We start from the raw sequence: 26825 nt of genomic DNA on the forward strand, positions 1-26825 counted from the left end.
GCAGGGAGTACAAAATGTATAAATTTCTAGCTGGATTCGGATCGATTGTACGTTCGTTGTTTATGGTATTTAGCCATGTAACGCGTAAACGTGACACGATTTTATATCCAGAAGTACCGGCTGAACAGATTGTGCCGCCACGCTTTCGTGGTCGTATTGTGTTAACGCGTGACCCAGATGGGGAAGAGCGTTGTGTGGCATGTAACCTATGTGCGGTTGCGTGTCCAGTTGGCTGTATCTCACTACAAAAAGCAGAAACAGAAGATGGACGTTGGTATCCGGAATTTTTCCGTATCAACTTTTCACGTTGTATTTTCTGCGGTATGTGTGAAGAAGCTTGTCCAACAACTGCAATTCAGCTCACACCAGACTTCGAGTTAGGCGAATACGTACGTCAAGACCTTGTTTATGAGAAAGAAAACTTACTCATTTCAGGTCCGGGAAAATACCCAGACTACAACTTCTACCGTGTAACGGGTATGGCGATTAACGGTAAAGAGAAAGGTCAAGCACAAAAAGAAAGTGCACCAATCGATGTACGGAGTCTATTACCATGATGTGGCCGTTTTATTTGATGGCACTCGTGGCCATCGTTTCTACGGTTCGTGTAGTGACTAACACGAACCCTGTACACGCTTTACTTAGTCTAATTGTTTCATTGCTTGCTGTTGCTGGTATTTTCATGATCGTGGGGGCGCCTTTTGCAGGTGCTCTTGAAATCATCGTCTATGCCGGAGCAATTATGGTTCTGTTCGTATTCGTTGTGATGATGCTTAACTTAGGTCAACACACCGTTGAACAAGAACGTAAATGGCTTTCTTCAGATGCTTGGGCATATCCAGCACTCATGAGTTTCTTGCTCGGCTTGCTTTTAGTTTGGATGCTTGGTGGTGAATACACTACTATTTCAGCACCGCTTGGGGCACAAGTGATTGGACCAAAAGTCGTTGGTCAAGCACTCTTTACTCACTATTTATTATTGGTTGAAGTTGCCGCGATGTTATTGCTAGCAGCCCTTGTTGCAGCATACCACTTAGGTAAACGTGAACCAGGTGCAGAAGAGGAAAAAGAATAATGGGCCAGATTCCTTTAGAACATGGTTTGATTGTTGCAACCATCCTTTTTGCACTCGGTTTTTACGGTGTAATGGTGCGACGCAACCTATTATTTATGTTAATGAGCCTTGAGGTCATGATGAATGCTGCTGCATTGGCATTTGTTCTTGCGGGTAGCGTATGGGCACAACCAGATGGACAAGTGATGTTCATTCTGATTTTGACCCTTGCAGCAGCAGAGGCATGTATCGGTCTTGCGATTGTCCTTCAGTTCTATCATCGCTTCCATCATTTGGATGTGGATGCTGCTAGTGAGATGCGCGGATGAGTTATTTATATCTAACAGTATTATTTCCGCTAATCGGTTTCATTTTGTTGGCGGCGGGACGAGACAAACTCTCTGAAAATGTTGCAGCAATTATTGGTGTAGGTTCTGTAGGTTTATCTGCATTATTTGCATTGATTGCTGGAATGGCATTTACCACAAGTGGTCAGCAAGTTTTTGTTCAAAATCTGTGGACATGGTTCAATGTTGGTGGTTTTGCACCGGGCATTAGCTTACATTTAGATGGCTTATCTTTACTCATGATGGGCATGGTGACAGGTGTTGGTTTCTTAATCCATATCTTTGCATCATGGTACATGCGCGGTGAAGAAGGTTATGCGCGTTTCTTCTCTTATTTCAACCTGTTTGTTGCCAGCATGCTTGTGCTTGTATTGGGCGACAACTTAGCGTTGTTATTCTTAGGTTGGGAAGGCGTAGGTCTTTGCTCTTATTTGCTTATCGGTTTCTATTATGCAAACCCTGCAAATGGTTGGGCTGCGATCAAAGCATTTACAGTTACCCGCGTAGGTGACGTATTCTTACTTATCGCTTTATTCTTGCTTTACCAACAATTTGGTACGCTGAATACTCAGTACATTGTTGAACACGCAGCAGAAGTAATGACGAAGAGTTCGTCTCTTACGATCTGGACTGCATTAATGTTGTTCTTGGGTGCTGCTGGTAAATCTGCACAAATTCCATTGCAAACATGGTTGGCAGATGCAATGGCAGGTCCAACACCTGTTTCTGCATTAATCCACGCTGCAACAATGGTAACGGCTGGTGTGTACTTATGTTGCCGTCTATTCAGCGTATTTGAACTTGCTCCTGAAGTGATGCAATTCATTTCGGTAACTGGCGCGGTAACTTTGTTAGTTGCAGGTTTTGCTGCGCTCGTACAAACAGACATCAAACGTATCTTGGCTTACTCAACAATGAGTCAGTTGGGTTATATGTTTATGGCTGTAGGTGCGGAAGCTTATCAAGCTGGCTTGTTCCACATGTTGGCTCACGCATTCTTTAAGGCATTATTATTCTTGTCTTCTGGTGCGGTGATTCTGGCTTACCACCACGAGCAAAACATCTTCAAAATGGGTGGCTTGTTCAAACGTAACAAATTCCTGTTTGCTTGTTTCGCGATTGGTGGCGGTGCATTAGCAGCGATTCCATTCTTGACCATTGGCTTCTTCTCTAAAGATGCGATTCTTGGTGAAGTTTGGGTACAAGGTCAATCAGTTGCTCTATATCACACTTTATATTGGGTGGGTGTAGCAGGTGCATTCCTGACTTCAATCTATACATTCCGTTTAATCTGGGTTGTATTCTTTGGTCAAGAAAACACGCCTTACCATGAAATTAAAGGTGCAACTTACTGGGCTCCATTGGGCATTTTAGCTGTACTGTCTACTTTTGTGGGTGCCGTATTAAAAGCGCCTGTAGCTGGTATTCTTAATACTGCAAAAATTCCTGAATTCCATGTGGCTGAACAATTTGTTGAAGGCATGCATGGGGCAGAGCATTTAGCTGTAGGAATTGCGCTAGTTGGTCTAGTTGTTGGTATAGCATTATTTACATTTGCTTATGGTGCAGTGAAATCATTTGCTCAAACAAGTTTGGGTTCAGGTTTGGCACATATTTGCCGTACCGCTTTTGGTTTTGATGCATTGTATGACATCGTTTTTGTTAAACCTTATTTATTCTTCGCCAAAATCTTTGGCCGTGACCCGATTGACAGTTTGTGGTTAGTTCTTCCTGCACTTGTTAAAGGCGGAAACAGTTTTACAAGCTCACGTCAAACCGGTTCATTGCGTGAATACGCATCAAGTATGTCACTCGGTGTAGTGGTGTTATTGATGATCTTGATCGTTATTCAGGTAGTGGGGAAATAAAATGGAAAACAATTTAATTTTACCCGCGCTGATCCTTGTTCCGTTCATTGCTGGTTTTATTTGTTGGTTAGTCGATAAGCTCGACAAAACCTTGCCACGCTGGATTGCCTTAATTGGTATGCTCATTACTTTGGGCTTAGGTCTTGCACTTTGGCAAAATGGAACTTATAGCTATGAGATGGGTTCAAAAATCCCAACTTGGTCTGCTGAGTTCTATTTACCGTGGATTCAATCACTCGGTATCGGCATTCACTTAGCTGTGGATGGCTTATCGTTACTCATGGTGTTATTAACAGCGTTACTTGGTGTACTTGCTGTTGGTTGTTCATGGGGCGAAATTCAAAAGAACGTTGGTTTCTTCCACTTAAACCTTTTATGGAGTTTAGGTGGCGTTATCGGTGTATTCTTAGCGATTGACCTGTTCCTGTTCTTCTTCTTCTGGGAGATGATGCTTGTACCAATCTACTTCCTGATTGCGTTATGGGGTCATAAAGGTTCAAACGGTCGTTCACGTGTTTACGCAGCTACTAAGTTCTTCCTTTACACGCAAATCGCTGGTTTAGTGATGTTAATCGGTATTCTTGGTCTTGTAGTTTATGGCTACATGATGACCGGAATGATCGGTTTCGATTACAACTATTTATTAGCTGTAGCTAACCACTTACCGCCTGGCTTAGCGTACGGTTTCATGATCTGTTTCTTCATCGGTTTTGCGGTGAAGTTACCAGTCTTCCCATTACACGGTTGGTTACCAGATGCGCATGCTCAAGCACCTACAGCAGGTTCTGTAGACTTAGCGGGTATCTTGATTAAAACAGCTGCGTATGGCTTGCTTCGTTTTGTTATTCCATTCTTCCCGACAGCTTCTGCTCAGTTTGCAGACATTGCGATTATTTTCGGTTTGATTGGTATTTTCTACGGCGCATGGTGTGCTTACCAGCAAACTGACATGAAACGTTTACTTGCGTATACGTCGATTTCACACATGGGCTTTATTTTACTTGCGATCTACGCAGGTAACATTTTGACCTTCCAAGGTCTAATGATCATGATGTTGGCACATGGTTTGTCATCAGCTGCATTGTTCATTATGTCTGGTCAAATCTATGAACGTTTACATACACGTGATTTGCGTTTAATGGGTGGTCTTCGTGGCCAGCTTCAGTACTTGCCATTTTTCTTGATGTTCTTCGTTGCTGCTCTTGTTGGTGTGCCAGGTTTAGGTAACTTTATTGGTGAATTCCTGATTTTGATGGGTTCATTTAATAAATATCCTGTATTCACGATTCTTGCTTCTATCAGCCTTGTATTCGCAGGCTTATACGGCTTGATTTTGATTCACCGCGCTTTGTTTGGTGAACCAAATCCTGAACAAAAGCAACACTACACTAGTCCACTAAAAGACTTATCTGCTCGTGAAGTTGGTATTTTGATGATTTGTGCGATTGGTCTCGTTTGGCTTGGTATCTATCCACAAACATTCTTGGATGTATCTCATTCAAGCATGCAGTGGTTCGTCAATAGTTATGTGCCAGTTCAAGAAGTCGTTGACACTGTTCAGCAAACAGCTACTCAACTTGACCATGTGGAGATCCAATAATCATGAACTTCACAGTATCATTCGCTACGCTTATGCCTTTAGCTCCGGTGATGATTGTTGCTTTAACAACAATCGTCGTCATGCTGTTAATTTCAATTAAGCGTAATCATAATTTAATCGCAACAGCTTCTGTTGTTGGTTTAAACCTCGCTGCACTTTATATTTTATTTGCAGTATTTGGCGGTAAGTTTGTACCGGCAAATGTGATGGGCATGTTTATGGTTGATCCATTTACTATGTTCTATCAATTTATGATTTTGATTGCAGCGTTGGCTTGTTGTACTTTGTCTCACGCTTACATCGAAACCTATAAAGATAACCGCGAAGAACTCTATCTTTTGTTACTTGCTTCGGTAGCAGGTGCAATGTTGATGGTTGCAAGTTCTCACTATGCATCGTTCTTCATTAGCCTTGAGTTAATGTCGATCCCTGTATACGGCTTACTTGCTTATACTTATCAACGCAGTAGTTCACTTGAAGCTGGTATTAAATATCTTGTACTTTCAGCGACAGCTTCTGCAATGTTGTTGATGGGTATGGCATATATCTATGCATATACTGGTTCACTTTCATTCTATGATTCTGTACAGGCTTTATTTGGCGCAATTAAACAGCCAATGGTGTTATTAGGTTTAGCACTCATTATCTTTGCTGTTGCGTTTAAATTATCGCTTGCGCCGTTCCATAAATGGACACCAGATGTATATGCAGGTGCACCAGCGCCAATGGCAACTTTCTTAGCGACTGCTGCTAAAGTTGCAACCATTGGTTTGTTCGTGCGCTATATGCTTGCTTCAGGCGCAATTATGGTGGATTCGTTAGTCACTATTTTGACAATCATTGCAGTATTGTCGATTTTAGTTGGTAACTTACTCGCTGTTCGTCAAGTTAACTTAAAACGTATTCTCGGTTATTCATCTATTGCTCATTTTGGTTATTTGTTAATTGCTTTAATTAGCATGACTTATGCGAGCTTGGGTAGTGTAACTGTATATGTGGTGTCTTACGTATTAACAACTATCGGTGCTTTTGGTGCTGTAGCGTTAATGTCTAGCCCATATAACAACGTAGATGAAGCACAAAGTCTTGCAGACTACCGTGGTTTGTTCTGGCGTCGTCCAGTACTTACAGCAACTTTAACAGTCATGATGTTATCTTTGGCTGGTATTCCATTAACAGCAGGCTTCATTGGTAAGTTCTTGGTTGTAATGGCTGCTGTAACAACTCAGCACTGGTTCTTGGCTGCAATGATTATTGTGGGTAGTGGTATTGGTTTGTACTATTACTTACGTGTGATGGTTGTAATGTATATGACACCACCAGAAACTCCTCGTATTGATGCAGATGCTCATTGGGGACAAAAAGTAGGTGGTTTAATGGTATTAGCTGCTGCTGCATTAGTTATTATTTTGGGTGTATATCCAGATCCAATGATTAATTTAGCATTAAAAGCAGAAATTTTATCTCCATTACATTTCATGCTTTCACAACAACACTAATTCTAGTGTACAAAAAAGCCTCCAAATCTGGAGGCTTTTTTTTATTGAGCATTAAAAAAAGATTATAATAAATACGTTTTTATATTTTTAGGTAACATCTGTGGCCATTCAAGAAATTCGTCACCCACTTATTCGTCATAAATTAGGTTTGTTGCGTCGTTCTGACATCAGTACTAAGAATTTCCGTGAGCTTGCTCAGGAAGTGACTATGTTGTTGACGTATGAAGCAACAAAAGATTTACCAGTGGTGGATTGTGAAATTGCTGGATGGGCTGGAACTGTTACTACACAGCGTATTGCTGGTAAAAAAATAACGATTGTACCGATTTTACGTGCAGGAATTGGTATGCTGGATGGTGTACTTAATCTGATTCCAAGTGCAAAAGTAAGTGTTTTAGGTCTTGAACGTAATGAAGAAACACTAGAAGTTCGCACTTATTATAAAAAACTAGTTCCAGATGTCGCTAATCGTCTTGCAATGATTATCGACCCAATGTTGGCAACAGGTAATTCATTAGTTGCTGCGATTGATGTATTAAAGGCGAGTGGCTGTAAAGATATACGTGTTATGGTATTAGTTGCTGCTCCAGAAGGTGTTGCTAAAGTTGAAGCAGCTCATCCAGATGTACAGATTTATACAGCATCTATTGATAATGGCTTAAATGAACAAGGCTATATTGTTCCTGGTCTAGGTGATGCGGGCGATAAAATTTTTGGTAGTGTCCAAAAAGACTAATTTTTGAAATAACGATAAAAGAGACTTAATCAAACCGTAAAGTTTTGAGTGCGGATTGAAAGTCTCTTTTTAATTTTCTGCTGTAACGACAGTATTGAAAAAGTAAGGTAAAGATCATGAAGCAAGAATTTTATACCGGAAAAGTTAAACAATATGATCCTGATAAAGGATTTGGTTTTATTTCGACTACTGAAGGAGATATTTTCTTTCATATTTCTGATTTCCCTGCATCCGAAGGTGAGCCAAAAAGAAATGAAAAAGTGAGATTTCTTGCGGCAGATAATCAGGGGAAATTTAAGGCTATCAAGATCGAGCGTATCGATCCTAATCCAGCTAAAACAAAAAAGAATAAAATCGCTGATCATAATAAAGCGATTACGTCAGAGTTGTTATCACATTTTCGACGTTAATAGAGACTCTCAATCTTCAAACCTAGCTTAGTGTTGAGTTTAGCTATGACGGATAGAGATGATTATTGATAACGTTTCGAACAAGTAAGTAATACAAAATTAAGGGAGGCATTGGCTTCCCTTAATTGTCTTAACCCATAAATAATAAAATGAAAAATGGTGAGCCATGTGAGAATGACTCAAGATGGCACTAGAAGATCAGGTCTTAAACTTGATCTTCACAGAATTGTAAGAATGCCTTGAGGCCAGGACCTTGGTATTTTTGACGATGTACCAACATGTAAAGTGGGCGAGTGAGTTGCCAGAAAGGTGTTTCTAAAATCACTAATTGCTCTTTTTCAATTAAAGGTTCAATAGCGAGTTTAGAGATACAAGACATTCCTAAGCCACCAGCAACAATTTTCAAGATTGCTTCATTGTGACCTAGGGTTAGGCGAATATTGGCATCTGGCAGATCTTGCAAAATAGCATTATCAAATACTTCACGAGTTCCCGAACCTTCCTCACGTAAAATCCATTCAACTTGATAAAAATCATTTGCTGTTAAAGGTCGATTTAAACGTGCTAGAGGGTGATTAGGGGAGCAACATACTGCAAGCTCATCATCTCGCCAGTGAATACATTGAAGTTGAGGCAGATGACATGAGCCCTCAATTAATGCCAAATCAAGCTGAAACTGATTGACTGCTTCAATCATTTGGCGTGTGTTGCCCACTTGTAATTGCAGGTGTGCTTTGGGGTGATACTGTAAAAAGTTCGCCATTAAATCTGGCATAAGGTAATCACTGATCGTTAGAGTTGCCCCAATACGTAAATCAATGCTTTGTAACTCACCTTTTGCAGCTTGCTCAAAAGCTTCACAGCGACCTAATATTTCTAGCGCTTGAGGCAATAAAAACCGACCAAGATCATTGAGTTGTAGTCGTTTACCTAAACGATCAAATAGAGGGGCACCAAGACCATCCTCTAAATCGGCTAAAGCCATACTTGCTGCACTTTGCGTCAGTCTGACCGCATCACTGGCTTTGGTGACAGTTCCTTCTTGAGCGACTGCTACAAAAACAGCCAACTGGCGTAATGTCATGCGCATGTTTAAAAAGCCTTAACGTTTAAAAGTATTCATTATTTCGGCTGTCATGCTAACATGAGCGCACTATTTCATGCCACGTTGAAATCATGTCAATTGAAAAATTTAGCGTAGAAAAAGTTTTATCTGTACACCGCTGGACGCCAACTCTTTTTAGTTTCACCATGACTCGCCCTGCACATTTTAAATTTACGGCTGGGCAATTTGCGCGTATTGGACTGAAAGTTGGAGAAGAACTTGTTGTTCGTGCCTATTCGGTGGTGTCTTCTCCATTTGATGAAACGCTAGAATTTTTCTCGATTGTAGTGCCTGATGGTGCATTTACTTCAAATCTTCAACATTTGAAGGTAGGTGATGAGCTTTACTTAGAAAAAATACCTTATGGTTATCTTACTTTAGCTCGCTATCAACAGCCTTTACCACATGATTTATGGTTATTGGCAACGGGTACGGGTTTAGCACCATTTTTGTCGATGCTACAAGACTTCGATACATGGTCTAAATATCAAAAGATTAATTTGGTCTACAGTGTCCGTACCGCAGCTGAATTGGCTTATGTCGATCGTATTCAAGAAATTGCTGAAACTTTTGGGGAAGGGCACATCGGTTTTAAATTTATTTCAATTATCACTCGTGACCCATCAGCACAGTTACATGATCGTTTGCCAGTTTTGATTGAGAATGGTGAATTAGAAAAAGTTGCTGGTATAGAACTGAGCCCTGCAACAAGCCATGTCATGCTTTGTGGAAACCCAGAAATGGTAGATGACACGAAAGATGCTTTAAAGCGGCGTGGTTTGACGATGAATCGTCGAGGTGAGGGAAATATTGCAGTAGAAAATTACTGGTAACAAACGACAATTAAAAGAACTTTAAAATTATTTTTATGGATATGTTTATTAATGGACAAACATATCCATAAATTCACGAATTTCGGAAATTGCACTGTCTACATCGCTTGAAAGCCAAGTTGGTTCAAAAAGGCCTGCATAATGTTCCAAACGATCTTGAGGAACAACTAAGCGAACAGGGCAGTCTTCTTCAAGTAAACGCCAAGGTAAAATTGGAACTTCATTGTCCAGAAAAATATTGATATTACGAATATCAACAATCATGGCGTTAATGCAGTCAGGAAATGGCATCACTGAAAACTCTTCAGTACGACGACGAAAATACTCCAGATCACCCCACTTGAGTTCATAACTTGGTTTATTAAATTCAATAATACCAATGAGATGTTCATCTCTAGTCTGGTGTATATAACATTGATGTGTGACGTCAGTGTCGAGATCAAGAGTTACGTTTTGCTGACGATACATCATAAAATAGAGCAGCTTTAAAACACGGGGGCTTATTATAGCCTATTTTATAAAAAGTAAGCGCTAAAACATATTGTATTACAAATGGGACATAGACGAAGTTTGTGAATAAAGAGAAATTATTTTTAATTGTCTAAATTAATGTGTGCAAATTTTATACTGTTTTTATTATTTTAAAAGTAGAGTTTTGCAACTACAGACACCTTCCAATAATGCTTTTTCACACAATGCAACAAAGCAAATTGCTATGATGAATATAAAGTTAATGATAATAGAAGAGGGGAAAGAAGATGCATGACTTTTCAAAACCACCTCATGTGACGAGTCCTGAAGAAACTGCGAAAAAAAGAAGACTGCCAGTTTATATTTTAATTATTGTTGGGCTTTTTCTTCTTGCACTTATTGTCTATATGGTTGCTGACCACAACCAGACTCCTAAACAAGAAGGAGCATTTCAAAATGAGACCACACCACATGTAATTAAGGGTAGTTCTGATTTGAATTTAAAGACCTACACAGGGTAATAAGAGAATCAGTTTAACTTTATATCAAGCCTTTAGGTGTAAACCTGAAGGCTTTTTTGCAACCTTTTGCATCAATTTGTTGTATTTGTGCAGAAGTGTGTTGATTAGAAAATATTCAAAACATAATGTGAGATAGACCGCATTCATCGTCATTTTTTACAACGAATGGTGTTTCCTAGAGATAACACTGAAAAGAACATAACAATTGAGGACATAACAATATGAATGAATTTTTTGATGGGCCTCGCGGCGCTCAATTTGATGCGATGTATTACTGGGATCAGTTTCATCCTATCCTAGCTGCAGTAGTGATCTTATTGGTTGGTTGGATAATTGCTTTATTAGTAGCAGCAGGTGTGAAAAAGCTTCTACAAAAAGTAAATACCAATGCCAAACTATCTTCAGCTACTGGCAGAGCGCCAAATATTGAAGGTCTGATCTCCAAGGTTGTATTCTGGTTTATTCTGATTTTAGCTGTTGTTGCGGCTCTAAATGTGCTCAACATTAGTGGCGTGAGTGGCCCATTCAGCAACATGGTAAATCAGGTACTGGTCTACATTCCAAATATTATTGCTGCTGTGGTGGTGGGTTTTATTGGTTGGATCGTTGCTCGACTGGTGCGGGCAGGGATTACCAATGTTTTATCCAGAACCCAACTCGATGATAAGTTAAGCAGTGAAGTGGGTGTAGGTGGAATTAGCCAGAACATTGGTGAAATTCTTTACTGGCTTGTATTGTTACTTTTCCTTCCGATTGTTTTGTCAATATTAGGACTTACAGGCTTACTCATTCCAGTTCAAAATATGGTAAATGACGCCGTAGCTTTCTTACCGAATATCTTTATTGCTGGCGTTATCGTTTTTGTTGGTTATATCTTGGCAAAAATTGTACGCGGTATTGTTGAAGGTCTAGTAAATAGTTTAGGTGTTCAGGCTCAAGCGGAAAAAATTGGTCTTTTTAAAAGCTCTAATGTAGGCAAATTCTTAGGTTCATTTGTTTTTGCCATCATCATTATTACTACATTAATTGTAGCTTTCGAAGCGTTAGGTATTGAGACAATTTCTCAACCTGCGACAGCAATGCTAAATGAAATCTTGCAAGCAATTCCAAACATTATTGCGGCTGGTTTAATTTTACTGGTTGCTTATATTGTTTCTCGTTTTGTTGGCCGCTTAGTAGCTGAACTCATTGCAGGTACAGGTGTTGATGAAATTCCTGCAAAATTAGATGTACAACGCTTCTTTGGTCAAACTAAAGTTTCTAATGCAGTTGGCTGGCTAATTGTATTCTTTACGATGCTGTTTGCAGTATCTGAAGCAGCGGACCGTCTTGGTTTCGATCAAATCAGTGGTCTCATTGCAATGTTTATCCATTTCGGTGCAAACATTCTATTGGGTGCTGTAATTTTAGTAATTGGTTTCTGGCTAGCGAATGTTGTAGCGAATGTGGTGCAACGTGGTGAATATAATAGTTCGCGTTGGTTAGCTAGTTTAGTTCGTGTTTTAATTATTGGTCTGGTACTTGCGCTTGGTTTAAGAGCGATGGGTATTGCAGATTCAATTGTTAACCTTGCATTTGGTTTGACTCTAGGCGCGGTTGCCGTGGCTTTCGCTCTTGCATTCGGTTTAGGTGGTCGCCAACCAGCAGAACGACTTTTAACTGATTTGCTTGATAAAGCGAAAAAAGAAGCGAATCAACCAAATCCTCTTTATCAACCGCCTTCTAGTCCGAGTAGTTCAGCTCCAGCTACAACTACGTCAACAACTCCATCTACACCAACAACGCCACCATCAACAGCTCCATCTGATGCAAAACCAGCAGATTCTGTACAGGTGAATCCAGCACAACCACCAGTGAATAAACCGTTTGGTTCTACAGGCGAAAATGATGAAATTTAAGGGAATTAAATTAAATTTCAGATGAACAGTACAAAAAATCTTTGATTTTTGTGATAAGTTCGACCACTCTATATTGAGTGGTCGTTCTTTTTTGGCCGTTATAAAAACAAATAAGTGAGGAAAATACGATGAAGAAACCAGGTCGTTTTTTAGCACCGATTGTCATTGCCGGAATTACGGTAGGGTTTTTAGCAAGTGCTTATAAATTTGTATTTAGTAAGTCGGAAAGCTCAAAACAGACTACTTCTCAGTCACAAGATTCATCGAACGCATCAAGTAGTTCGAAAAACTCAAATTAGCTTATACATATTGGGCAGCAGCATAGGCAGAAGACCATGCCCACTGGAAGTTGTAGCCCCCTAAATGTCCAGTGACATCGAGTACCTCGCCAACAAAAAACAGTCCTTTCTGCTTTTTACTCTCCATGGTCTTAGAAGATACTTCTGTTGTATCTATTCCGCCTAAAGTAACTTCAGCGGTACGATACCCTTCTGTGCCAGATGGTTTAACTGCAAAGCCATGTAGCTGCTCGGCAATATGATCTAGCTGTGCATCACTGATATTGCCAATCGCTGTTTCGCTCTGTTCTGACCATATGAGTTGTTGTAACTCTTGGATAATACTTTTTGCAGTAAACTCATTAAGAAGGGTACGTAATAAAACCTTCGGCTGTGCTTTCTTTTTATCTTTTAAATAGGTCGCTAAATCTTGGCTAGGGAAGAAGTCAATTTTAAAACTTTCTCCTGAGTTCCAATAGTTTGAAAGTTGCAAAGAACTTGGCCCACTCAAGCCACGGTGGGTAAATAATAACGCTTCAGTAAAGCTATTTTTTGAGTTGCTTAACGTCACATCCAAAGCATTACCACTTAAGCGTGTGGTCACTTCTTTAATGTGATCTGAAAAAGTAAATGGAACTAAACCTGCACGAGTTGAAAAAACTTGATGGCCAAATTTTTGTGCTAGTTCATAGCCAAAACCAGAACCACCTAATGTGGGAATCGATAAGCCACCAGTGGCAATCACTAAAGAATCACAGCTAAAACGACCTTGGTTCGTGTGTATAGAAAAACCGCCTTGTTCTAATGGATCGATCTGCCCAACTTCACAATGGGTTTGAATATCCACATTTTTGGTTTTATTACACTCACTCACAAGCATTTCTAAAATTTCTTTAGCGCCGTTTAGCGTAAATAATTGTCCGTGTTTACGTTCTTCATAGGCAATTTTGTAGTCACATACCAAACCGATAAAGTCCCAGTTGCTATAGCGTGACAGGGCAGAAATAACGAAGTGCGGATTATGAGAAATATAATTATCAGGTTCGACATACAGATTGGTAAAGTTACATTTACCGCCACCTGACATTAAAATCTTTTTACCAATTTTATTGGCTTTTTCTAAAATTAAAACCGAGCGCCCACGTTTAGCAGCATGTGCAGCCAACATGAGTCCAGAAGCACCTGCACCTAAGACAATGACATCAACATGGCTGTTAGACATAAGAGGTTCTCGATTAATCTTGAAAATTAAAAAGGGGCATATACTATCATGCTGAGCCTTAGTCATGCTAAAGACATTTATCACGGTAGTGAACAATGCGACCTAAAAGCTAGTAAGTTATTGATGTGATTTATTTCTTATATCTGCCTGTAAACCACCAGAATGAATTGCCAGAATGCGAGTTCCTTCAGGGAAGTAATTGTTTTTGATAAGGTCAAACAGACCGAACATCATTTTTCCCGTATAGATCGGTTCAAGGGGTACAGCGTATTGTTCTTCGAAATTTTCTATAAATGCTAGTAAATCAGATGAAGTTTTCGCATAACCACCGCAGCAATAAGCATCTGTCAGCGACCAATTCTGTTTTTTAGTCCACTGCTGAATCTCTTGTTGTAGAAAGTCGCCTTTTAATGCTGAAAACCCTAGAACCTTTTGATGTGGTGCGCTTCGTTCAATGAGTCCTGAAATCGTGCCTCCAGTTCCAACTGCACAACAAATGACATCATAGTTTTGTAAATCGCTTTGACTGAGAATTTCCTGACATCCTTGTACTGCTAGCTCATTAGAACCACCTTCAGGAATAATGAAAGTTTCAGGAAATTGATTGTGTAATTGTTGAAGGTAGTTTGCGTCATCCCTCAAGCGATATTCAGTGCGTGAGACAAAATGTAAATGCATTCCTAAACTTTGAGCTTTTGCCAAGGTTGGGTTAAGAGGCTGGATGGCTAATTCTTCACCACGAATAATGCCTACACTTTTAAAGCCAAAAAGATGAGCTGCATACGCAGTTGCAGCAATATGATTTGAATAAGCCCCACCAAAAGTCAAAACGCCTGATAACGCTTGTTGTTTTGCGGCAAGCAGATTGTATTTTAATTTGAAAAATTTATTACCCGAAATTTGGGGATGAATTAAATCTAGCCGCTTAATGTCGAGATGCAGGGGATTAGGTAGTCGAATATGTTGATAAGGAACTGATTGAGCAATGTGATCAAACATTAGAAATTGAGAAAATAATGATTGACCACATTGTAACTTTTTAAATAGAACTTTAAAAAGCTGTTTACGAATTTGTATCGACAGAAGTAACCACGGACATGCCAGGGCGTAAATGCTCCATTCCTTCTTGATTTGGATCAATAGTAATGCGTACGGCAATTCGTTGAACAACTTTGGTAAAGTTACCTGTTGCATTGTCAGGTTTTAACACACTGAACTCAGAACCCGCAGCAGGTGAGATCTGCTCAACATGTCCCGTAAATTTTTTGTGTTTCATCGCATCGACTGTAAACCATGCTTTCTGACCTATTCGCATATTGGCAATTTGGGTTTCTTTGAAATTGGCAATTACCCAAGTTTGCTGTGGAATTAAGTAAAGTAACTGAGAACCTGCTGCTACATATTGCCCAACACGAGGGTTAACTTCACCAAGTTGGCCGTCCATCGGAGCAACAATAACGCTATAGTCTTTGGTGGTTTGTGCTTGGTCTAACTGTGCTTTAGCACTTGAAACTTGTGCTTCTAAACCAGTTTTTGCAACTTGTGCTGTTTTAAGTGCTTCATTTGCAACTAATACATTAGCTTCTGCTTGCTTAAGTGCTGCAAGATTATTTTCAGCATCTGCTGCGGCTTTATCTTGCTCAGATTTAGAAGCTGCGCCACTATTTCCTAGCTGTTGATAGCGTCTAAGCTGGGCTAAAGAAAGTTCATATTGAGCTTTGGCTTGATCCACTTTGGCTTGTGCCGCCACAATATCAGCTTGTTTTTGGGCAATGGATTGCGTTTGATTGGCTAAGGTATTTTTAGCTTGCTCAACACCTGATGCTGCTTGTGTTACTTTTTGGTCATAAGTAGTCGCATCAATATGCATGAGCACTTGACCTTTTTTGACATGATCAAAGTCTTTAACGACTACATCTTTAACGTAACCATTAATTTGGGACGATAAAATCGTGGTTTTACCTTTGACATAACTATTGTCAGTTTGCTGAACACTCGTTGCAAACGGGCCGATTCTCCAAGCCCATAAAATCACTAAAATACCGACAATAAGAACACCTAACATCCATAACAGTGTTGAGCGTTTTGTCGGAATCAGTTTACTTGCAGGTGCAGGTGCAGGTGCAGGTGTTGGCTCGTTGGCAGGTGCCTGAGCAGGTGTTGGTTCCGGTTTGTTTTGATCATCTGGCATATATCAATCTCAATTTCTATTTCATCAAATACGAAAGCCATTAAGGACGGCTAATTCCTCTGCGTTGTAGATATTTACTACGTGCAATATTAAATCCACCCCATAAGAGTAGGGCGACGGCAAAAATACCGTTTAAAGCAATAACATCATTGTAGGCACGCACTTGGGCTTCACGAGTGACCACTTGATTAAGTGAGCGCATGGATTGAGCTGTTTGTAATGCTGGGTCAGTAGTGGTGATGGATGCACTGCGTTGATAGGTCGAGAGCCTTTGAGCGACTAGAGGATCTGCTTGTTCTAAATCTTTAATAATCTCGACTTGATAGTTTTGCGTGCGGTGTTGTTGATAGGTCGAGAAGAAAGAAGACCCAACAAGACCACCGAAAGTTTGGGTCGCAGAAAATAATACGATAAAGGTCACTACGTAAGATGGGCCTTTAGCAAGCGTTTGCGCAAAGCCAATCAGAAGCAGTGGGCCAATAAATAGACCACCAGCAAAACCGACTAAAAACTGACTTGCAAAGAAATTCACAGGTCGGACATCACTGGTTAGGTGATAATCTAGTCCACAGGCAACCAGAATGAGGAACTCTGCAAAAAGTAAGTGGAAGATAATTCGTTCGCGTGAAAAGGTAAGTGCACTAAAAAGTGTTCCGCTTAAAATCCCTACCAATATGACAACATAGAGGGGTACAAATTGGTCGGGACCCATTCCCATTGTTTTTAAGAAGTTAACAGCAGCGTAGCTTTGTTCAGACATTAAAAGTCGAATAGCAAAAGCACCAAAAATGAAACGCAAGGTTGAAGAGGCGCCTAGCCAACGTGTCATAATTAATGGATTGGCGCGATAGTGTTCATAGAGCAAACCTAAAACAACTAAGCTAAAACCTGCAATCAAGACGTAAGCGAGCCATTCGCTATTAAACCACCATAAAATTGGACCTTGGGTGAGCACAATACATAAGCATGCAAAACCGGGAGCCAATAAAGCAAAGGTAAAGAAATCTTGTTTCTCAAAAACATATATTCGTAAGCTACGTGGTAATTTCAATGAAACAACCATGGCTAAACAACAAAGTGCTAAACCAAGCTCAAAGGTGTAAAGAACAGACCAACTGTCTGTACTGACAAGAAATGGAGAAATAATCCAAGCTAACGGTACGCCAAGTTGCTGAAAGCCGAAGGCGATATATATTCCTTTTGCCATGTCTGCTTTTTTAAAAGCTTGCATGGTGTAATACATACCTAATGAGCTTAGTGGTGCACCAGCCAAACCTGCGACAACCCGAGCGAATAGTGCCATTTCATAGGTGTGTACAAAAATATGCAAAACAAGCACGGCAATAAAAATGACAAGCCCTATTTCTGAAAATACTCTCAGACCATATTGTTGTCTGGCTTTAAATAAAATCAGGTTTGAACTGACATTTGCCATGACATATGCCGCAGGCAACCAAGCAGCTTCTGAAGGCGTCAGGCCATATTCACCTTGGATTAAGGGTAAGTTTGCTGTAATAAAACCATTACTTAAGCTTGCCGAAAGGGCGATAAATAAACCAATAAAAAAGTAAATAAATCGCTTAGGTACAGAGTGAGCAATAGCTGCTGGTGAACCAGGTAGAGTCGGTTGCTCTTCTGGTGTCCAGTCGGGTGGTGTTTCTAAATAACGAGGCGTTTTACTCATTCTATCCCTCGAATTTTTTGTATTTGAATACCATGAAATAGTAATTCAATTGCTCGTTTTGCTAAGCGAGTCTGTTCTTCTGGCTCATGTCCTTGAAATGAAGAACCCAACATTGCCGTGACCATTGCATAGTCATCAGCAGTTAGATCAGCTCGGCACAGTTTTTGTTCTATCGCATTTTCAATCAGTGGGTTAAGTGCATTATTTCGCCGTTCATAAATTTTTAACATAATTGGGTCTTGTCGATCAATTACTCTCCAAAAATCTTGCAAAATTGCGAGCTTGGGAAGTTGCCCAATATGTCCTTCAATTAAACGAAATAAACCGTCCTCGAATTGTTGAAAATGAGCTGCTTTTTGCTCTAGCTGTGTAATCGCACGCTCTAGAAGCGCGCTAATTAAAGCCTTGCGATCACAAAAGTTGCGGTAAAAAGTTGCTCTGCCAACACCAGCGTGGTCAATTACAACTTGTAAGGGAACATTAATGCCATGAATACGAAAACATTCTTCGGCTGCATTGAGTAATTCATCCCGATTGTGGGCAGCAATTTTTTGACGTTTACTCATGTCATCGATTGGGGAGTTTCAAAGGTGATATATTTAACGGACATTTTTGTCCGTTGTGAAGATATAAATTGTAAAAACATGAAAATTCAATTTTCATCATTTATATCTTCTGCATTTTTATATGCGTCATAAAAAGCTGTTAGAATACCGCGCAATTGCGTGATGCTAGGTCAATACAATGTTTGAGTCCCTTATTCCTCTTTTTTCAATTGCTATGGCATTGATGCTTGGAGCAATAAGCCCTGGGCCAAGCTTTATTTATGTAGCGCAAAATTCAATTTCTAAATCACGTAAACATGGGTTATTTACAGCATTAGGGACGGGGACAGGCGCAGCTCTGTTTGGCCTATTAGCTGTTATGGGGTTACAAGCAGTTTTATTAGCTGTGCCTTCTGCATATTTGATTTTAAAAATTGGTGGTGGGCTGTATTTGCTTTGGCTGGCTTTTAAAATTATTAAACATGCCAAAGAACCAATTGCCATTGAAAATGATGCCAAATCAAAAATGACCTATAAGCAGGCATATCGTTATGGTTTGATTACACAATTAAGCAACCCGAAAATTGCAGTTGTTCTAGCGAGTGTATTTACTGCTTTGTTGCCAAAAGAAATTCCAAATTATTACTACGTCGCATTACCAGTGATTTGTTTTATGATTGATGCGGGTTGGTATTCATGTGTGGCAATGCTGCTCTCTTCAGAGAAGCCTAGAACAATGTACTTAAAAGCAAAAACTGGCGTTGACCGAGTCGCTGGAAGTATTGTGAGTGTATTAGGCTTAAAGTTAATTTTCTTCAAATGATAAGTCTTTAATTAAAATATCTAAAAAATCCAAAGCCAGCTATTTATAGTCTGGCTTTATTTTTGCGTAAAATATATACAAATTGAAATATCTTTTTTAGCACTTAAACACTTTAAAAGTGGTAACTTAATAAATAAAACAAAAAGAAATGAGGATCACGTTATGAAAAAACTAATGGTGAGCATTTCTGTAGTTTTTCTCATCTTAACTACAGGATGTGAGATGAGAACAATGAGCAAGCAACAGCCAGCAAATGAGCGGACCATGAGTATTGTGGGTACTCCGGTTCATGAAAAGGATTATAAAATTTCCGATATACAAGTGAATAATCATGAGCAAGCTAACTATTAAGTTACTTGCTGGATGTGCAACTTACTGTATTTTGAATATGGTAAATGCATGTGAGCCTGCTTCTTTAGATTGGAAACTTTTTCAGGAAAAATATGATTTAAATCATGATGGCATGTATAGCCTAAAAGAATTTCAACGTGTTGAAGATTTCTATCCTTACAACTGGCCGAGCGATAAACGTTTTCAAGGTGAAAACAAGCAAACAGAGCTATTTCATTATCTAGATGAAAATAAGAACGGTTATTTAACAAATGAGGAGTTAGGAAACATACATGTTTTATTTAATAACCCTTGTGAAGGCTGGCCGTGGTCATAATTTGAAAGCACTGGCTTCCTAAGTTTATTTAATATTTTAATTCACTCAGTTTTGATATTTCAAAAATAAAAAAGCTTCCAATTTAGGAAGCTTTTTTATTAAGACAGATTAAGAAACTTTATCGCCTGGTTTCGCGCCTGTATCTGGAGAAATAATGAAAATACCTTCACCATTTCCAGCAGCAAGTACCATTCCGTTTGAAATACCAAAACGCATTTTACGTGGTGCAAGGTTAGCCACCATGACGACCAATTTACCTTTTAAATCTTCTGGTGCATATTGGCTGCGAATGCCACTGAATACATTGCGTGGTTCAGCCTCACCAACATCTAACGTCAATTGAAGTAATTTATCTGAACCTTCAACTGTACCAGCTTCAACTACTTGAGCAACACGCAAGTCAACTTTTAAGAAGTCTTCGATACCGATAATTTCAGCTTCACCCAATGCTGGAGCAGGGGCAGCTTTTTTCTCGGCAGCTTTGTCCTTTTTCGCCGTTGCTTTAGTTGCTTCTGGAGCAGGAGTACCTAAAGACTCTTTAGATGCATCCACCATTGCGGTAACAGCTTTTGGATCAACACGCTGCATGAGCGGTTGGAACTGTGCAATCTCATGGCTTACAAGAATTTGTTTACGTGATTCGAAATTAAAGCTTTCAAGTTCTAAGAAACTTTGAACTTGCTCAGCCAAAGTTGGAAGAACAGGCGCTAAGTACACTGCTAATTGACGGAATAAGTTGATACCAACCGAGCATACATCAAGAACTTGTTGCTCTTGACCTTCTTGTTTAGCAAGTGCCCAAGGTTTTTTCTCGTCAATATATTGGTTTGCACGGTCAGCAAGCGCCATGATTTCACGAATAGCTAGTGAGAATTCACGTGCTTCATATGCACTTGCGATTGAATCACCTGCATCAATAAAGCTTTGTACCAATTCAGGTTCTGCGCATTCAGCAGATAAAGTATTGTTAAAGCTACTATTGATAAATTTAGCGCAACGACTAGCAATGTTGACTACTTTACCGACTAAGTCAGAATTTACTTTTTGAATAAAATCATCAAGATTTAAATCAGAGTCTTCAACTTTATCTGAAAGTTTAGAGGCAAAGTAGTAACGTAAATATTCTGGGTTTAAATGCTGTAAGTAAGTCTCTGCTTTAATAAAAGTTCCGCGAGACTTAGACATCTTTTGTCCGTTCACAGTCAAGAAACCATTTACAAAAAGACCAGTTGGAGTGCGATAGTTTGCACCATCCAACATTGCAGGCCAGAACAATGCGTGGAAATAAACAATATCTTTACCAATGAAATGGTAAACATCGTTTTGGCTGTCTTTTTTCCAGAAATCATCAAAGTTTAAATCTGGACGTTCCGCTTTGATGTAATTTTCAAAACTAGACATATAACCAATTGGGGCATCTACCCAAACATAGAAATATTTATTTGGCGCATCTGGAATTTCAAAACCAAAATATGGTGCGTCACGAGAAATATCCCAATCTGCTAAACCTGCTTCAAACCATTCATCAAGTTTGTTTGCAATCGAAACAGGTAAGCGACCTTCATCACGGGTCCATTTCTGTAAATACTCAGCAAAGTTCGGTAGTTTAAAGAAATAGTGATCTGAAGATTTTTCAACTGGTGTTGCCCCACTTAAAGTCGAGCGCGGGTTAAGTAACTCCGTTGCATTATAAGTCGTACCGCAAACTTCACATGAGTCGCCGTATTGATCTTCTGATTTACATTTTGGGCATGTACCTTTAATGAAGCGGTCAGATAAGAACATGCCTTTTTCTGGATCAAATAATTGAGTTACAGGACGAACTGCAATATTTCCAGCTTCACGGTTTTTAATGTAGATATCTGTTGAACGTGCTTTATTGGCATCGCTATGAGTTGAATCATAGTGATCGAAATGTACGCCAAAACCGTCAAAATCACGAATGTGTTCTTTCTGAACGTTCGCAATTTGCTCCTCAGGGCTAATACCGTTTGCCTCAGCACGTAGCATGATGGCAGTACCATGAGCATCATCCGCACATACATAAGTCACATCATGACCCATTGCCCGCATGGCACGAACCCAGATATCTGCCTGGATGTAACCGAGTAAATGACCCATATGAATTGGACCATTAGCGTAAGGAAGGGCATTAGTGACTAAAATTTTACGCACGGATTTCATTCTCTCATTCGTATTTATAAGGTGGAAGATTTTAACTGATGAAGGAGGAAAAACAAAGCAACGCTTTGTCCGAGTGCAAGATGAGAGCTAAGCTGGAGTGGTGGGATAAGCAAAGATTAATAATCTTTGCCCAAGCGCAAGGCGAGAGTTGTGCTTGAGTGGGGGGATAATAATCTTTATTGGGTAACAATGAGTATTCGTAAAAATCGGGTTTTAATTGCAAAGTTATTTCTCTTTAGAACAGATAAACAAATCGAAAAATATTTGAATCTTCCTGTATTGTCTTTGTTTCAAATTGCAGTTACGGTCAGAAAACAAGCCATAACGATGTATAACTAATAACTTATTCAGGTAATTTTTTAATTAACTAAGAGGATAACAACGATGACTACTGAAAATAAATTAGATGATTTAAAGGCAAAAGCGGCAGATGCAAAAGTTCAAGGTGAAAAAGCTTTAGATGATTTAAAGGAAAATGTAAAAGAGAAACAGGCTGCTGGTAAAGAAGCAGTTGAAAATACAGTAGACGAATTAAAGGCAAAAGCGGCAGATGCAAAAGCTCAAGGCGAAAAAGCTTTGGATGATTTAAAGGAAAATGTAAAAGAGAAGCAAGCGGCTGGTAAAGAGGCGGTTGAAGATAAAGCAAGTAATTTGAAAGGCAAACTTGAAGATGCTCAGCACACTCTGCAAGACAAGTTCGATCATTTACGTACTGAGGCAAGCCATAAACTTGATGATGCCAAAGCTAAGGCAGCAGAGCTAAAAGATGAGGCTGCAACAAAGTTTGATGAGTTAAAAACTCAAGCAACAGCAAAATTTGACGAGTTAAAGAAAACAGCAACTGATAAGTTAAATAAATTGAAAAACCATGATTCTGCTGAATAAGCTGATCTAAACTAAAATCTGCACTCCTCACCTAAAAGATGAGATTGTAAGTGAGTAATTATTCATCCCAAGGTGAGCGAGTGCGGACCAATACTGTTACACTATCTCCATTAAGCTGTAATGATCTGTTTTTGGAGTAAACAATATGTCTTGGCTTTCTTCACTAAAGTCTGTTTTTTCACCCGCCCAAGAAGTGAAAGAAGATGAAATCCAAACCGTACTCCAAAATTATTTACTACCTCATTCAAAAGATGCTTTAAAAGATCGCATTAGTCAGCTCCAAGTTCAGGGTCGTGTATTACAACTTACAATTAATACCTTTCCTGATGAAAAAGAGCACTTGCAGCAAATTCATGATGATTTGGCTGGGGCTTTAGAAAAGTGTGGTATTGAAGAACTAAACCTACATGTGGTGCAACAGAAGCGTCCTACACAGGAAAGTTCAAACTTACCTCCTGTACTAGATGCTTCACCTAAATCAGAACCAGATCCGAATAATCCCCCTATTCAAAAAGCCGCTCCACAACAAAGAGATGTTCCACTTCATCCACGCATTAAGCATGTTATTTTAGTTTCATCTGGTAAGGGCGGCGTTGGTAAATCGACAACTACGGTCAATTTAGCACTTGCTTTGCAAAAAATGGGACTTAAGGTTGGGGTTTTGGATGCAGATATCTATGGTCCAAGTATTCCGACAATGCTAGGCAATGCTGGCAAAACTCCTCTTATTGAAAGTGAAAATTTCGTGCCTTTAGATGCCTATGGAATGGCAGTGTTATCGATTGGACATTTAACTGGTGATAACAACACACCTGTCGCGTGGCGTGGACCAAAGGCAACGGGTGCTTTAATGCAATTGTTTAATCAAACGCTTTGGCCTGATCTAGATGTGCTCATGATTGATATGCCACCGGGTACTGGTGATATTCAACTCACGCTTGCACAGCGTATTCCAGTGACTGGTTCAATCATTGTGACTACACCACAAAATGTTGCCTTACTGGATGCTACAAAAGGGATTGAGTTATTTAATAAAGTTGGCATTCCGGTATTAGGTGTCGTTGAGAACATGTCGACCCATATTTGTTCTAACTGTGGTCATGAAGAACAAATTTTTGGTATTGGTGGTGGTGATAAGCTCTCTGAACAGTACCACATTCCATTGTTAGGTCGTTTACCTTTAAACGCTCAGATCCGTGAGCATGCCGATCAGGGTAAACCTAGTGTTGTAGCAATGGATGATGCGGCTGATAGTTATATTGATATTGCTAAAGTTATGTGGGAACAAATTGAAAAAATTCCTCAACGTACACGTGATGACAAGCGGATTTTTTAACTTATTAAAGCCCGACTTTAAGTCGGGTTTTTTATTGCCTGGTTAAAATAGAAAATTAAATTACTGAATTTTAATAACAAAGCTAAACTTGAAATTGGCATATAGATTGCTACTTTACACTTTTTAAAAAGAAAGGGTAAAAAATGCAATTTAAATGTGCTTTTGGCGTAATCAGTTTATGTAGCGCTTTATTTTTAGTCGGATGCAATAATGATGACTCTTCTGTTTCACAAACACCAACAGTTCAGGATCAAAAACAGAAATTACAGCCGATTATTATTCAGGGTGCTTTGCCAGTAGAATCGGAAAAAATGGCTTCAAAATTAGAGAATAAGACTGTTGAAGAAATTGGTGGGTGGAAATTCTGGAAGGGTACCTATAACGGTTATCCAATGATTATTTCTAAAACCCGTATGGGTATGAGCAATTCTGCTGCTGCAACTGCTTTAGCTATTGAGCGTTATAAACCGATTGCGATCATTAATCAGGGAACAGCAGGTGGGCACGACCCAGATCTACACGTTTACGATATTGTTTTAGGAAAATATGCGACCAATATTGGTGCATTTAGAACTCCTAAACAGCCATTGGGTGCTGGGTCAAATTCACTCACTTGGGTTGAAGCTTTTGATGTTTTGCCAACAGAGGAGTCTGATCCAGAACCGATTGCAATACGCAAATTTGAAGGTGATCAAGAGCTATTAATGGCGGCTCATAAAGTCCGTTATGACAAAGGTGAGGTGGTTGAGGGAACGATTGGTTCAGCAGATGTTTGGAATAACGAACTTGATCGTATTCAATTTTTCCATCAGCGTTATGGCACTTCAGTTGAGGAAATGGAAGCAGCATCAGTTGCACAAATTGCAAGTCAGTTGAATGTTCCGTTTTTAGGCATTCGAATTTTATCTAATAATATTACGAATAACGGAGCTTATGACCCTGGTACAGGAGAGGCTTGCCAAGAGTATGTACTTAATGTGGCTGAAGAATATATGAAATCAAAACTACCAAAATAATAATTTAAGACTTAGCAAGAAGCTTGGAGTTTTATAAAACTTCTTCTTCTTCTTGCTTTTTATGACGGTGTCTACTTTTCCAGTTTTTAATAACCATCCAACGCCAGAAAATTTCTGTAGATAGATATAATATGACGGCAAATACGAAAGCTTCGACCACTAGACCTGTCATCAAAATTTTCGCGAGACTAAAATCAATGTGTCCATGCCCGAAATGAGTAATCCAGCGGGAAATTTGGTGCAATACACCTAGCAACATTTCTTTATTAATCATATGCACATGAAAAATATGTGCACCAAACCAAAAACCAATATATAGAATTGGAACTAGAGTAAGAGGATTACTTAGCCAAGCCAGCATTAAGCTAATTGGTAAATTGACTTCGAATAGTAAGACCGCCATCACAATAAATACACTGTGAAAAGGAATAGGCAGTAAACCAAAAAAAGTTCCGACAAAAACAGCTCGGGTAATCGATTTCCGATTGACATACCAAAGCACAGGATTCAAGGTCTTTTTACCAAAAATCCTTAGAAATTTCATATTTGAAACTTTCTCGGGTGAGGGAAGCCAAGATTGAAAAAAGTGCTTTGCCATAATCATTAAGGTAGTAGAGCGCGGTGCTCTATATAAAAAAATCAGAAACAATATATGAATTGAAACTTATTAAAAGCTTAAAATTTAAACTTACCATCACTATATATTTTTTATTATAAAGGCTTTTGATGGAAAAATAGACTTAAAATAAAAATACTTATGTTACTTAAGTACGAAATTATTTGGAAAGCATAACAACTGACCGTAAAGTTTTCTTTACTGCTTTTTCTAGTAATTTTATAAGTAATTGTTTTTAATGTTTTTATATGGACTTAAAAAAGATTTGAAAAATTTTGTCTTACAATTACCTTTTGCCATGTGACCGGATATCTATTAATCTGAGATGACTATATTGTGAGGTCATTCAATGATTTCATGGCTTTTTATTGGCTTAGTAGCCACAATTTTACTTACCCCTGGTCCAACTAACACTTTGCTTGCTTCTTCAGGCGTGCAAGTAGGGCTACGGAAGTCAGTAAAACTTATTCCAGCAGAAGTTTTGGGTTACGTGATCTCTATTTCTGCATGGGGAATGCTAATTGGGAAAGTGTCTAACACATTGCCCTTGCTGCCGCCTATTCTTAAGCTGTTGAGTGCTTGCTATATTATTTTCTTAGCCATTAAGTTATGGCATAGGGCAAATCAAGAAGTTGAATTAAATCAGCCTACAATCCGTGCTCGTGAATTATTCTGTGCAACTTTATTGAACCCAAAAGCTTTACTCTTTGCTTCAGCAATTTTTCCGGTAGCTGCATGGAGTGATTTTCATATTTATTTGGTTCATATGATGGCTTACTTAGCACTCATTACACCAATTGCGTTGTTCTGGATTTTCTTGGGTTCAGTTTTAGCATCTAAGAAAGTGGGTTGGTTAAATCAAACTAATTTACAAAGAACAGCGTCACTTGTTTTAGTCAGCTTTTCAATTCCAATTAGTTATTCTGCTTTACTGAACCTTTAAATGTACAGCTGAGCTATTCTTATCGAGAAGAGTAGCTCAAGCGTTGTTTTCATAATTGCTTTTTTACGTTAAAGTACGTCGCAATCAATGAAA

The 26825-nt window shown here is 39.2% G+C and carries 28 protein-coding genes; 19 read left to right on the forward strand and 9 right to left on the reverse strand.

Going from position 1 to position 26825, the window contains the following annotated elements; genetic code table 11:
* The first annotated feature begins 14 nt into the window (after positions 1-14).
* The 8 genes from nuoI (at position 15) to F886_RS06130 (ending at position 7514) form a co-directional block, all read left to right on the forward strand.
* On the forward strand, positions 15-557 hold the full coding sequence (nuoI, locus tag F886_RS06095; protein WP_004794319.1) for an NADH-quinone oxidoreductase subunit NuoI: 543 nt from the start codon (positions 15-17) through the stop codon (positions 555-557).
* Positions 557-1075 carry an NADH-quinone oxidoreductase subunit J gene (nuoJ, locus tag F886_RS06100; RefSeq protein WP_014205902.1) on the forward strand — a complete coding sequence of 173 codons (519 nt, stop codon included), beginning with the start codon at positions 557-559 and terminating at the stop codon, positions 1073-1075. The genes nuoI and nuoJ overlap by 1 nt, the downstream gene beginning before the upstream one ends.
* The gene (gene nuoK, locus F886_RS06105; protein WP_003653467.1) at positions 1075-1383 is read left to right on the forward strand and encodes an NADH-quinone oxidoreductase subunit NuoK; all 309 of its coding nucleotides are present in this window, start codon (positions 1075-1077) and stop codon (positions 1381-1383) included. Before nuoJ ends, nuoK begins: the two co-directional genes overlap by 1 nt.
* Entirely contained in the window at positions 1380-3269 is a 1890-nt protein-coding gene (gene nuoL, locus F886_RS06110; RefSeq protein ID WP_004794316.1) for an NADH-quinone oxidoreductase subunit L, read from the forward strand. Before nuoK ends, nuoL begins: the two co-directional genes overlap by 4 nt.
* 1 nt (position 3270) lies before the next feature.
* On the forward strand, positions 3271-4869 hold the full coding sequence (gene nuoM / locus F886_RS06115; RefSeq protein WP_004794314.1) for an NADH-quinone oxidoreductase subunit M: 1599 nt from the start codon (positions 3271-3273) through the stop codon (positions 4867-4869).
* A gap of 2 nt (positions 4870-4871) precedes the next feature.
* A complete protein-coding gene (gene nuoN, locus F886_RS06120; protein ID WP_004794312.1) occupies positions 4872-6368 on the forward strand; it encodes an NADH-quinone oxidoreductase subunit NuoN in 1497 nt (498 codons plus the stop codon).
* Between the two features lie 100 nt (positions 6369-6468).
* Positions 6469-7104 (forward strand): uracil phosphoribosyltransferase, encoded by a 636-nt coding sequence (gene upp / locus F886_RS06125; RefSeq protein WP_004794310.1) that lies wholly within the window; start codon positions 6469-6471, stop codon positions 7102-7104.
* Between the two features lie 116 nt (positions 7105-7220).
* A complete protein-coding gene (locus tag F886_RS06130; RefSeq protein ID WP_004794308.1) occupies positions 7221-7514 on the forward strand; it encodes a cold shock domain-containing protein in 294 nt (97 codons plus the stop codon).
* A 205-nt stretch (positions 7515-7719) separates the two neighbouring features.
* Here F886_RS06130 and gigC read toward each other — a convergent pair whose 3' ends face one another.
* Positions 7720-8604, reverse strand: coding sequence for a LysR family transcriptional regulator GigC (gene gigC / locus F886_RS06135; protein WP_005302979.1), 885 nt, complete (start codon positions 8602-8604; stop codon positions 7720-7722).
* Positions 8605-8690: 86 nt separating this feature from the next.
* On the opposite strand from gigC, the gene F886_RS06140 reads away from it, so the two are divergent.
* Positions 8691-9452 (forward strand): ferredoxin--NADP reductase, encoded by a 762-nt coding sequence (locus F886_RS06140; RefSeq protein WP_005302981.1) that lies wholly within the window; start codon positions 8691-8693, stop codon positions 9450-9452.
* Between the two features lie 48 nt (positions 9453-9500).
* Here the strand turns inward: F886_RS06140 and F886_RS06145 are convergent, their stop codons facing one another.
* Positions 9501-9920, reverse strand: a complete 420-nt coding sequence (locus F886_RS06145; RefSeq protein ID WP_171056780.1) for a hypothetical protein — start codon at positions 9918-9920, stop codon at positions 9501-9503.
* Between the two features lie 290 nt (positions 9921-10210).
* Between F886_RS06145 and F886_RS06150 the strand changes: the two genes are divergently transcribed.
* The 3 genes from F886_RS06150 to F886_RS19660 all read left to right on the forward strand — a co-directional run bounded on the left by F886_RS06150 (position 10211) and on the right by F886_RS19660 (position 12641).
* On the forward strand, positions 10211-10444 hold the full coding sequence (locus F886_RS06150) for a hypothetical protein (protein ID WP_005302983.1): 234 nt from the start codon (positions 10211-10213) through the stop codon (positions 10442-10444).
* A gap of 221 nt (positions 10445-10665) precedes the next feature.
* Entirely contained in the window at positions 10666-12342 is a 1677-nt protein-coding gene (locus tag F886_RS06155) for a mechanosensitive ion channel (RefSeq protein ID WP_005302985.1), read from the forward strand.
* Positions 12343-12470: 128 nt separating this feature from the next.
* A complete protein-coding gene (locus F886_RS19660; RefSeq protein WP_005302987.1) occupies positions 12471-12641 on the forward strand; it encodes a hypothetical protein in 171 nt (56 codons plus the stop codon).
* Between the two features lies 1 nt (position 12642).
* On the opposite strand, the gene F886_RS06160 is transcribed toward F886_RS19660, so the two are convergent.
* The 5 genes from F886_RS06160 to F886_RS06180 all read right to left on the reverse strand — a co-directional run bounded on the left by F886_RS06160 (position 12643) and on the right by F886_RS06180 (position 18283).
* A complete protein-coding gene (locus tag F886_RS06160; RefSeq protein ID WP_005302988.1) occupies positions 12643-13842 on the reverse strand; it encodes a BaiN/RdsA family NAD(P)/FAD-dependent oxidoreductase in 1200 nt (399 codons plus the stop codon).
* Between the two features lie 117 nt (positions 13843-13959).
* A complete protein-coding gene (locus F886_RS06165) occupies positions 13960-14841 on the reverse strand; it encodes a 1-aminocyclopropane-1-carboxylate deaminase/D-cysteine desulfhydrase (protein WP_005302990.1) in 882 nt (293 codons plus the stop codon).
* Positions 14842-14905: 64 nt separating this feature from the next.
* The gene (locus F886_RS06170; RefSeq protein WP_005302993.1) at positions 14906-16033 is read right to left on the reverse strand and encodes an HlyD family secretion protein; all 1128 of its coding nucleotides are present in this window, start codon (positions 16031-16033) and stop codon (positions 14906-14908) included.
* A 40-nt stretch (positions 16034-16073) separates the two neighbouring features.
* Positions 16074-17717 (reverse strand): MFS transporter, encoded by a 1644-nt coding sequence (locus F886_RS06175; RefSeq protein ID WP_005302995.1) that lies wholly within the window; start codon positions 17715-17717, stop codon positions 16074-16076.
* Positions 17714-18283 (reverse strand): TetR/AcrR family transcriptional regulator, encoded by a 570-nt coding sequence (locus F886_RS06180; RefSeq protein WP_002120318.1) that lies wholly within the window; start codon positions 18281-18283, stop codon positions 17714-17716. The genes F886_RS06175 and F886_RS06180 overlap by 4 nt, the downstream gene beginning before the upstream one ends.
* Positions 18284-18461: 178 nt before the next feature.
* Between F886_RS06180 and F886_RS06185 the strand changes: the two genes are divergently transcribed.
* From F886_RS06185 to F886_RS06195, 3 genes are all read left to right on the forward strand, one after another.
* Positions 18462-19085, forward strand: a complete 624-nt coding sequence (locus tag F886_RS06185; protein WP_005302997.1) for a LysE family translocator — start codon at positions 18462-18464, stop codon at positions 19083-19085.
* A gap of 162 nt (positions 19086-19247) precedes the next feature.
* Complete coding sequence (locus F886_RS20425) at positions 19248-19436, forward strand: NF038215 family lipoprotein (protein ID WP_005302999.1); 189 nt, start codon at positions 19248-19250, stop codon at positions 19434-19436.
* Positions 19417-19752, forward strand: a complete 336-nt coding sequence (locus F886_RS06195) for an EF-hand domain-containing protein (protein ID WP_004794282.1) — start codon at positions 19417-19419, stop codon at positions 19750-19752. Before F886_RS20425 ends, F886_RS06195 begins: the two co-directional genes overlap by 20 nt.
* Positions 19753-19860: 108 nt before the next feature.
* Here the strand turns inward: F886_RS06195 and metG are convergent, their stop codons facing one another.
* Positions 19861-21927 (reverse strand): methionine--tRNA ligase, encoded by a 2067-nt coding sequence (metG, locus tag F886_RS06200; protein WP_005303001.1) that lies wholly within the window; start codon positions 21925-21927, stop codon positions 19861-19863.
* Positions 21928-22320: 393 nt separating this feature from the next.
* On the opposite strand from metG, the gene F886_RS06210 reads away from it, so the two are divergent.
* The 3 genes from F886_RS06210 to F886_RS06220 all read left to right on the forward strand — a co-directional run bounded on the left by F886_RS06210 (position 22321) and on the right by F886_RS06220 (position 25173).
* Positions 22321-22821, forward strand: coding sequence for a hypothetical protein (locus F886_RS06210; RefSeq protein ID WP_005303003.1), 501 nt, complete (start codon positions 22321-22323; stop codon positions 22819-22821).
* 145 nt (positions 22822-22966) lie between these two features.
* Entirely contained in the window at positions 22967-24157 is a 1191-nt protein-coding gene (gene apbC / locus F886_RS06215; protein WP_005303005.1) for an iron-sulfur cluster carrier protein ApbC, read from the forward strand.
* A 143-nt stretch (positions 24158-24300) separates the two neighbouring features.
* Positions 24301-25173 carry a 5'-methylthioadenosine/S-adenosylhomocysteine nucleosidase gene (locus tag F886_RS06220; protein ID WP_005303008.1) on the forward strand — a complete coding sequence of 291 codons (873 nt, stop codon included), beginning with the start codon at positions 24301-24303 and terminating at the stop codon, positions 25171-25173.
* 31 nt (positions 25174-25204) lie between these two features.
* On the opposite strand, the gene F886_RS06225 is transcribed toward F886_RS06220, so the two are convergent.
* Positions 25205-25777, reverse strand: a complete 573-nt coding sequence (locus F886_RS06225) for a DUF2062 domain-containing protein (RefSeq protein WP_034590948.1) — start codon at positions 25775-25777, stop codon at positions 25205-25207.
* A gap of 361 nt (positions 25778-26138) precedes the next feature.
* Between F886_RS06225 and F886_RS06230 the strand changes: the two genes are divergently transcribed.
* Positions 26139-26732 (forward strand): LysE family translocator, encoded by a 594-nt coding sequence (locus tag F886_RS06230; protein WP_005303012.1) that lies wholly within the window; start codon positions 26139-26141, stop codon positions 26730-26732.
* Positions 26733-26825: the final 93 nt, after the last annotated feature.

The sequence above is a fragment of the Acinetobacter sp. NIPH 542 genome (assembly GCF_000369825.1).
In the GTDB taxonomy this organism is placed as follows: domain Bacteria; phylum Pseudomonadota; class Gammaproteobacteria; order Pseudomonadales; family Moraxellaceae; genus Acinetobacter; species Acinetobacter oleivorans.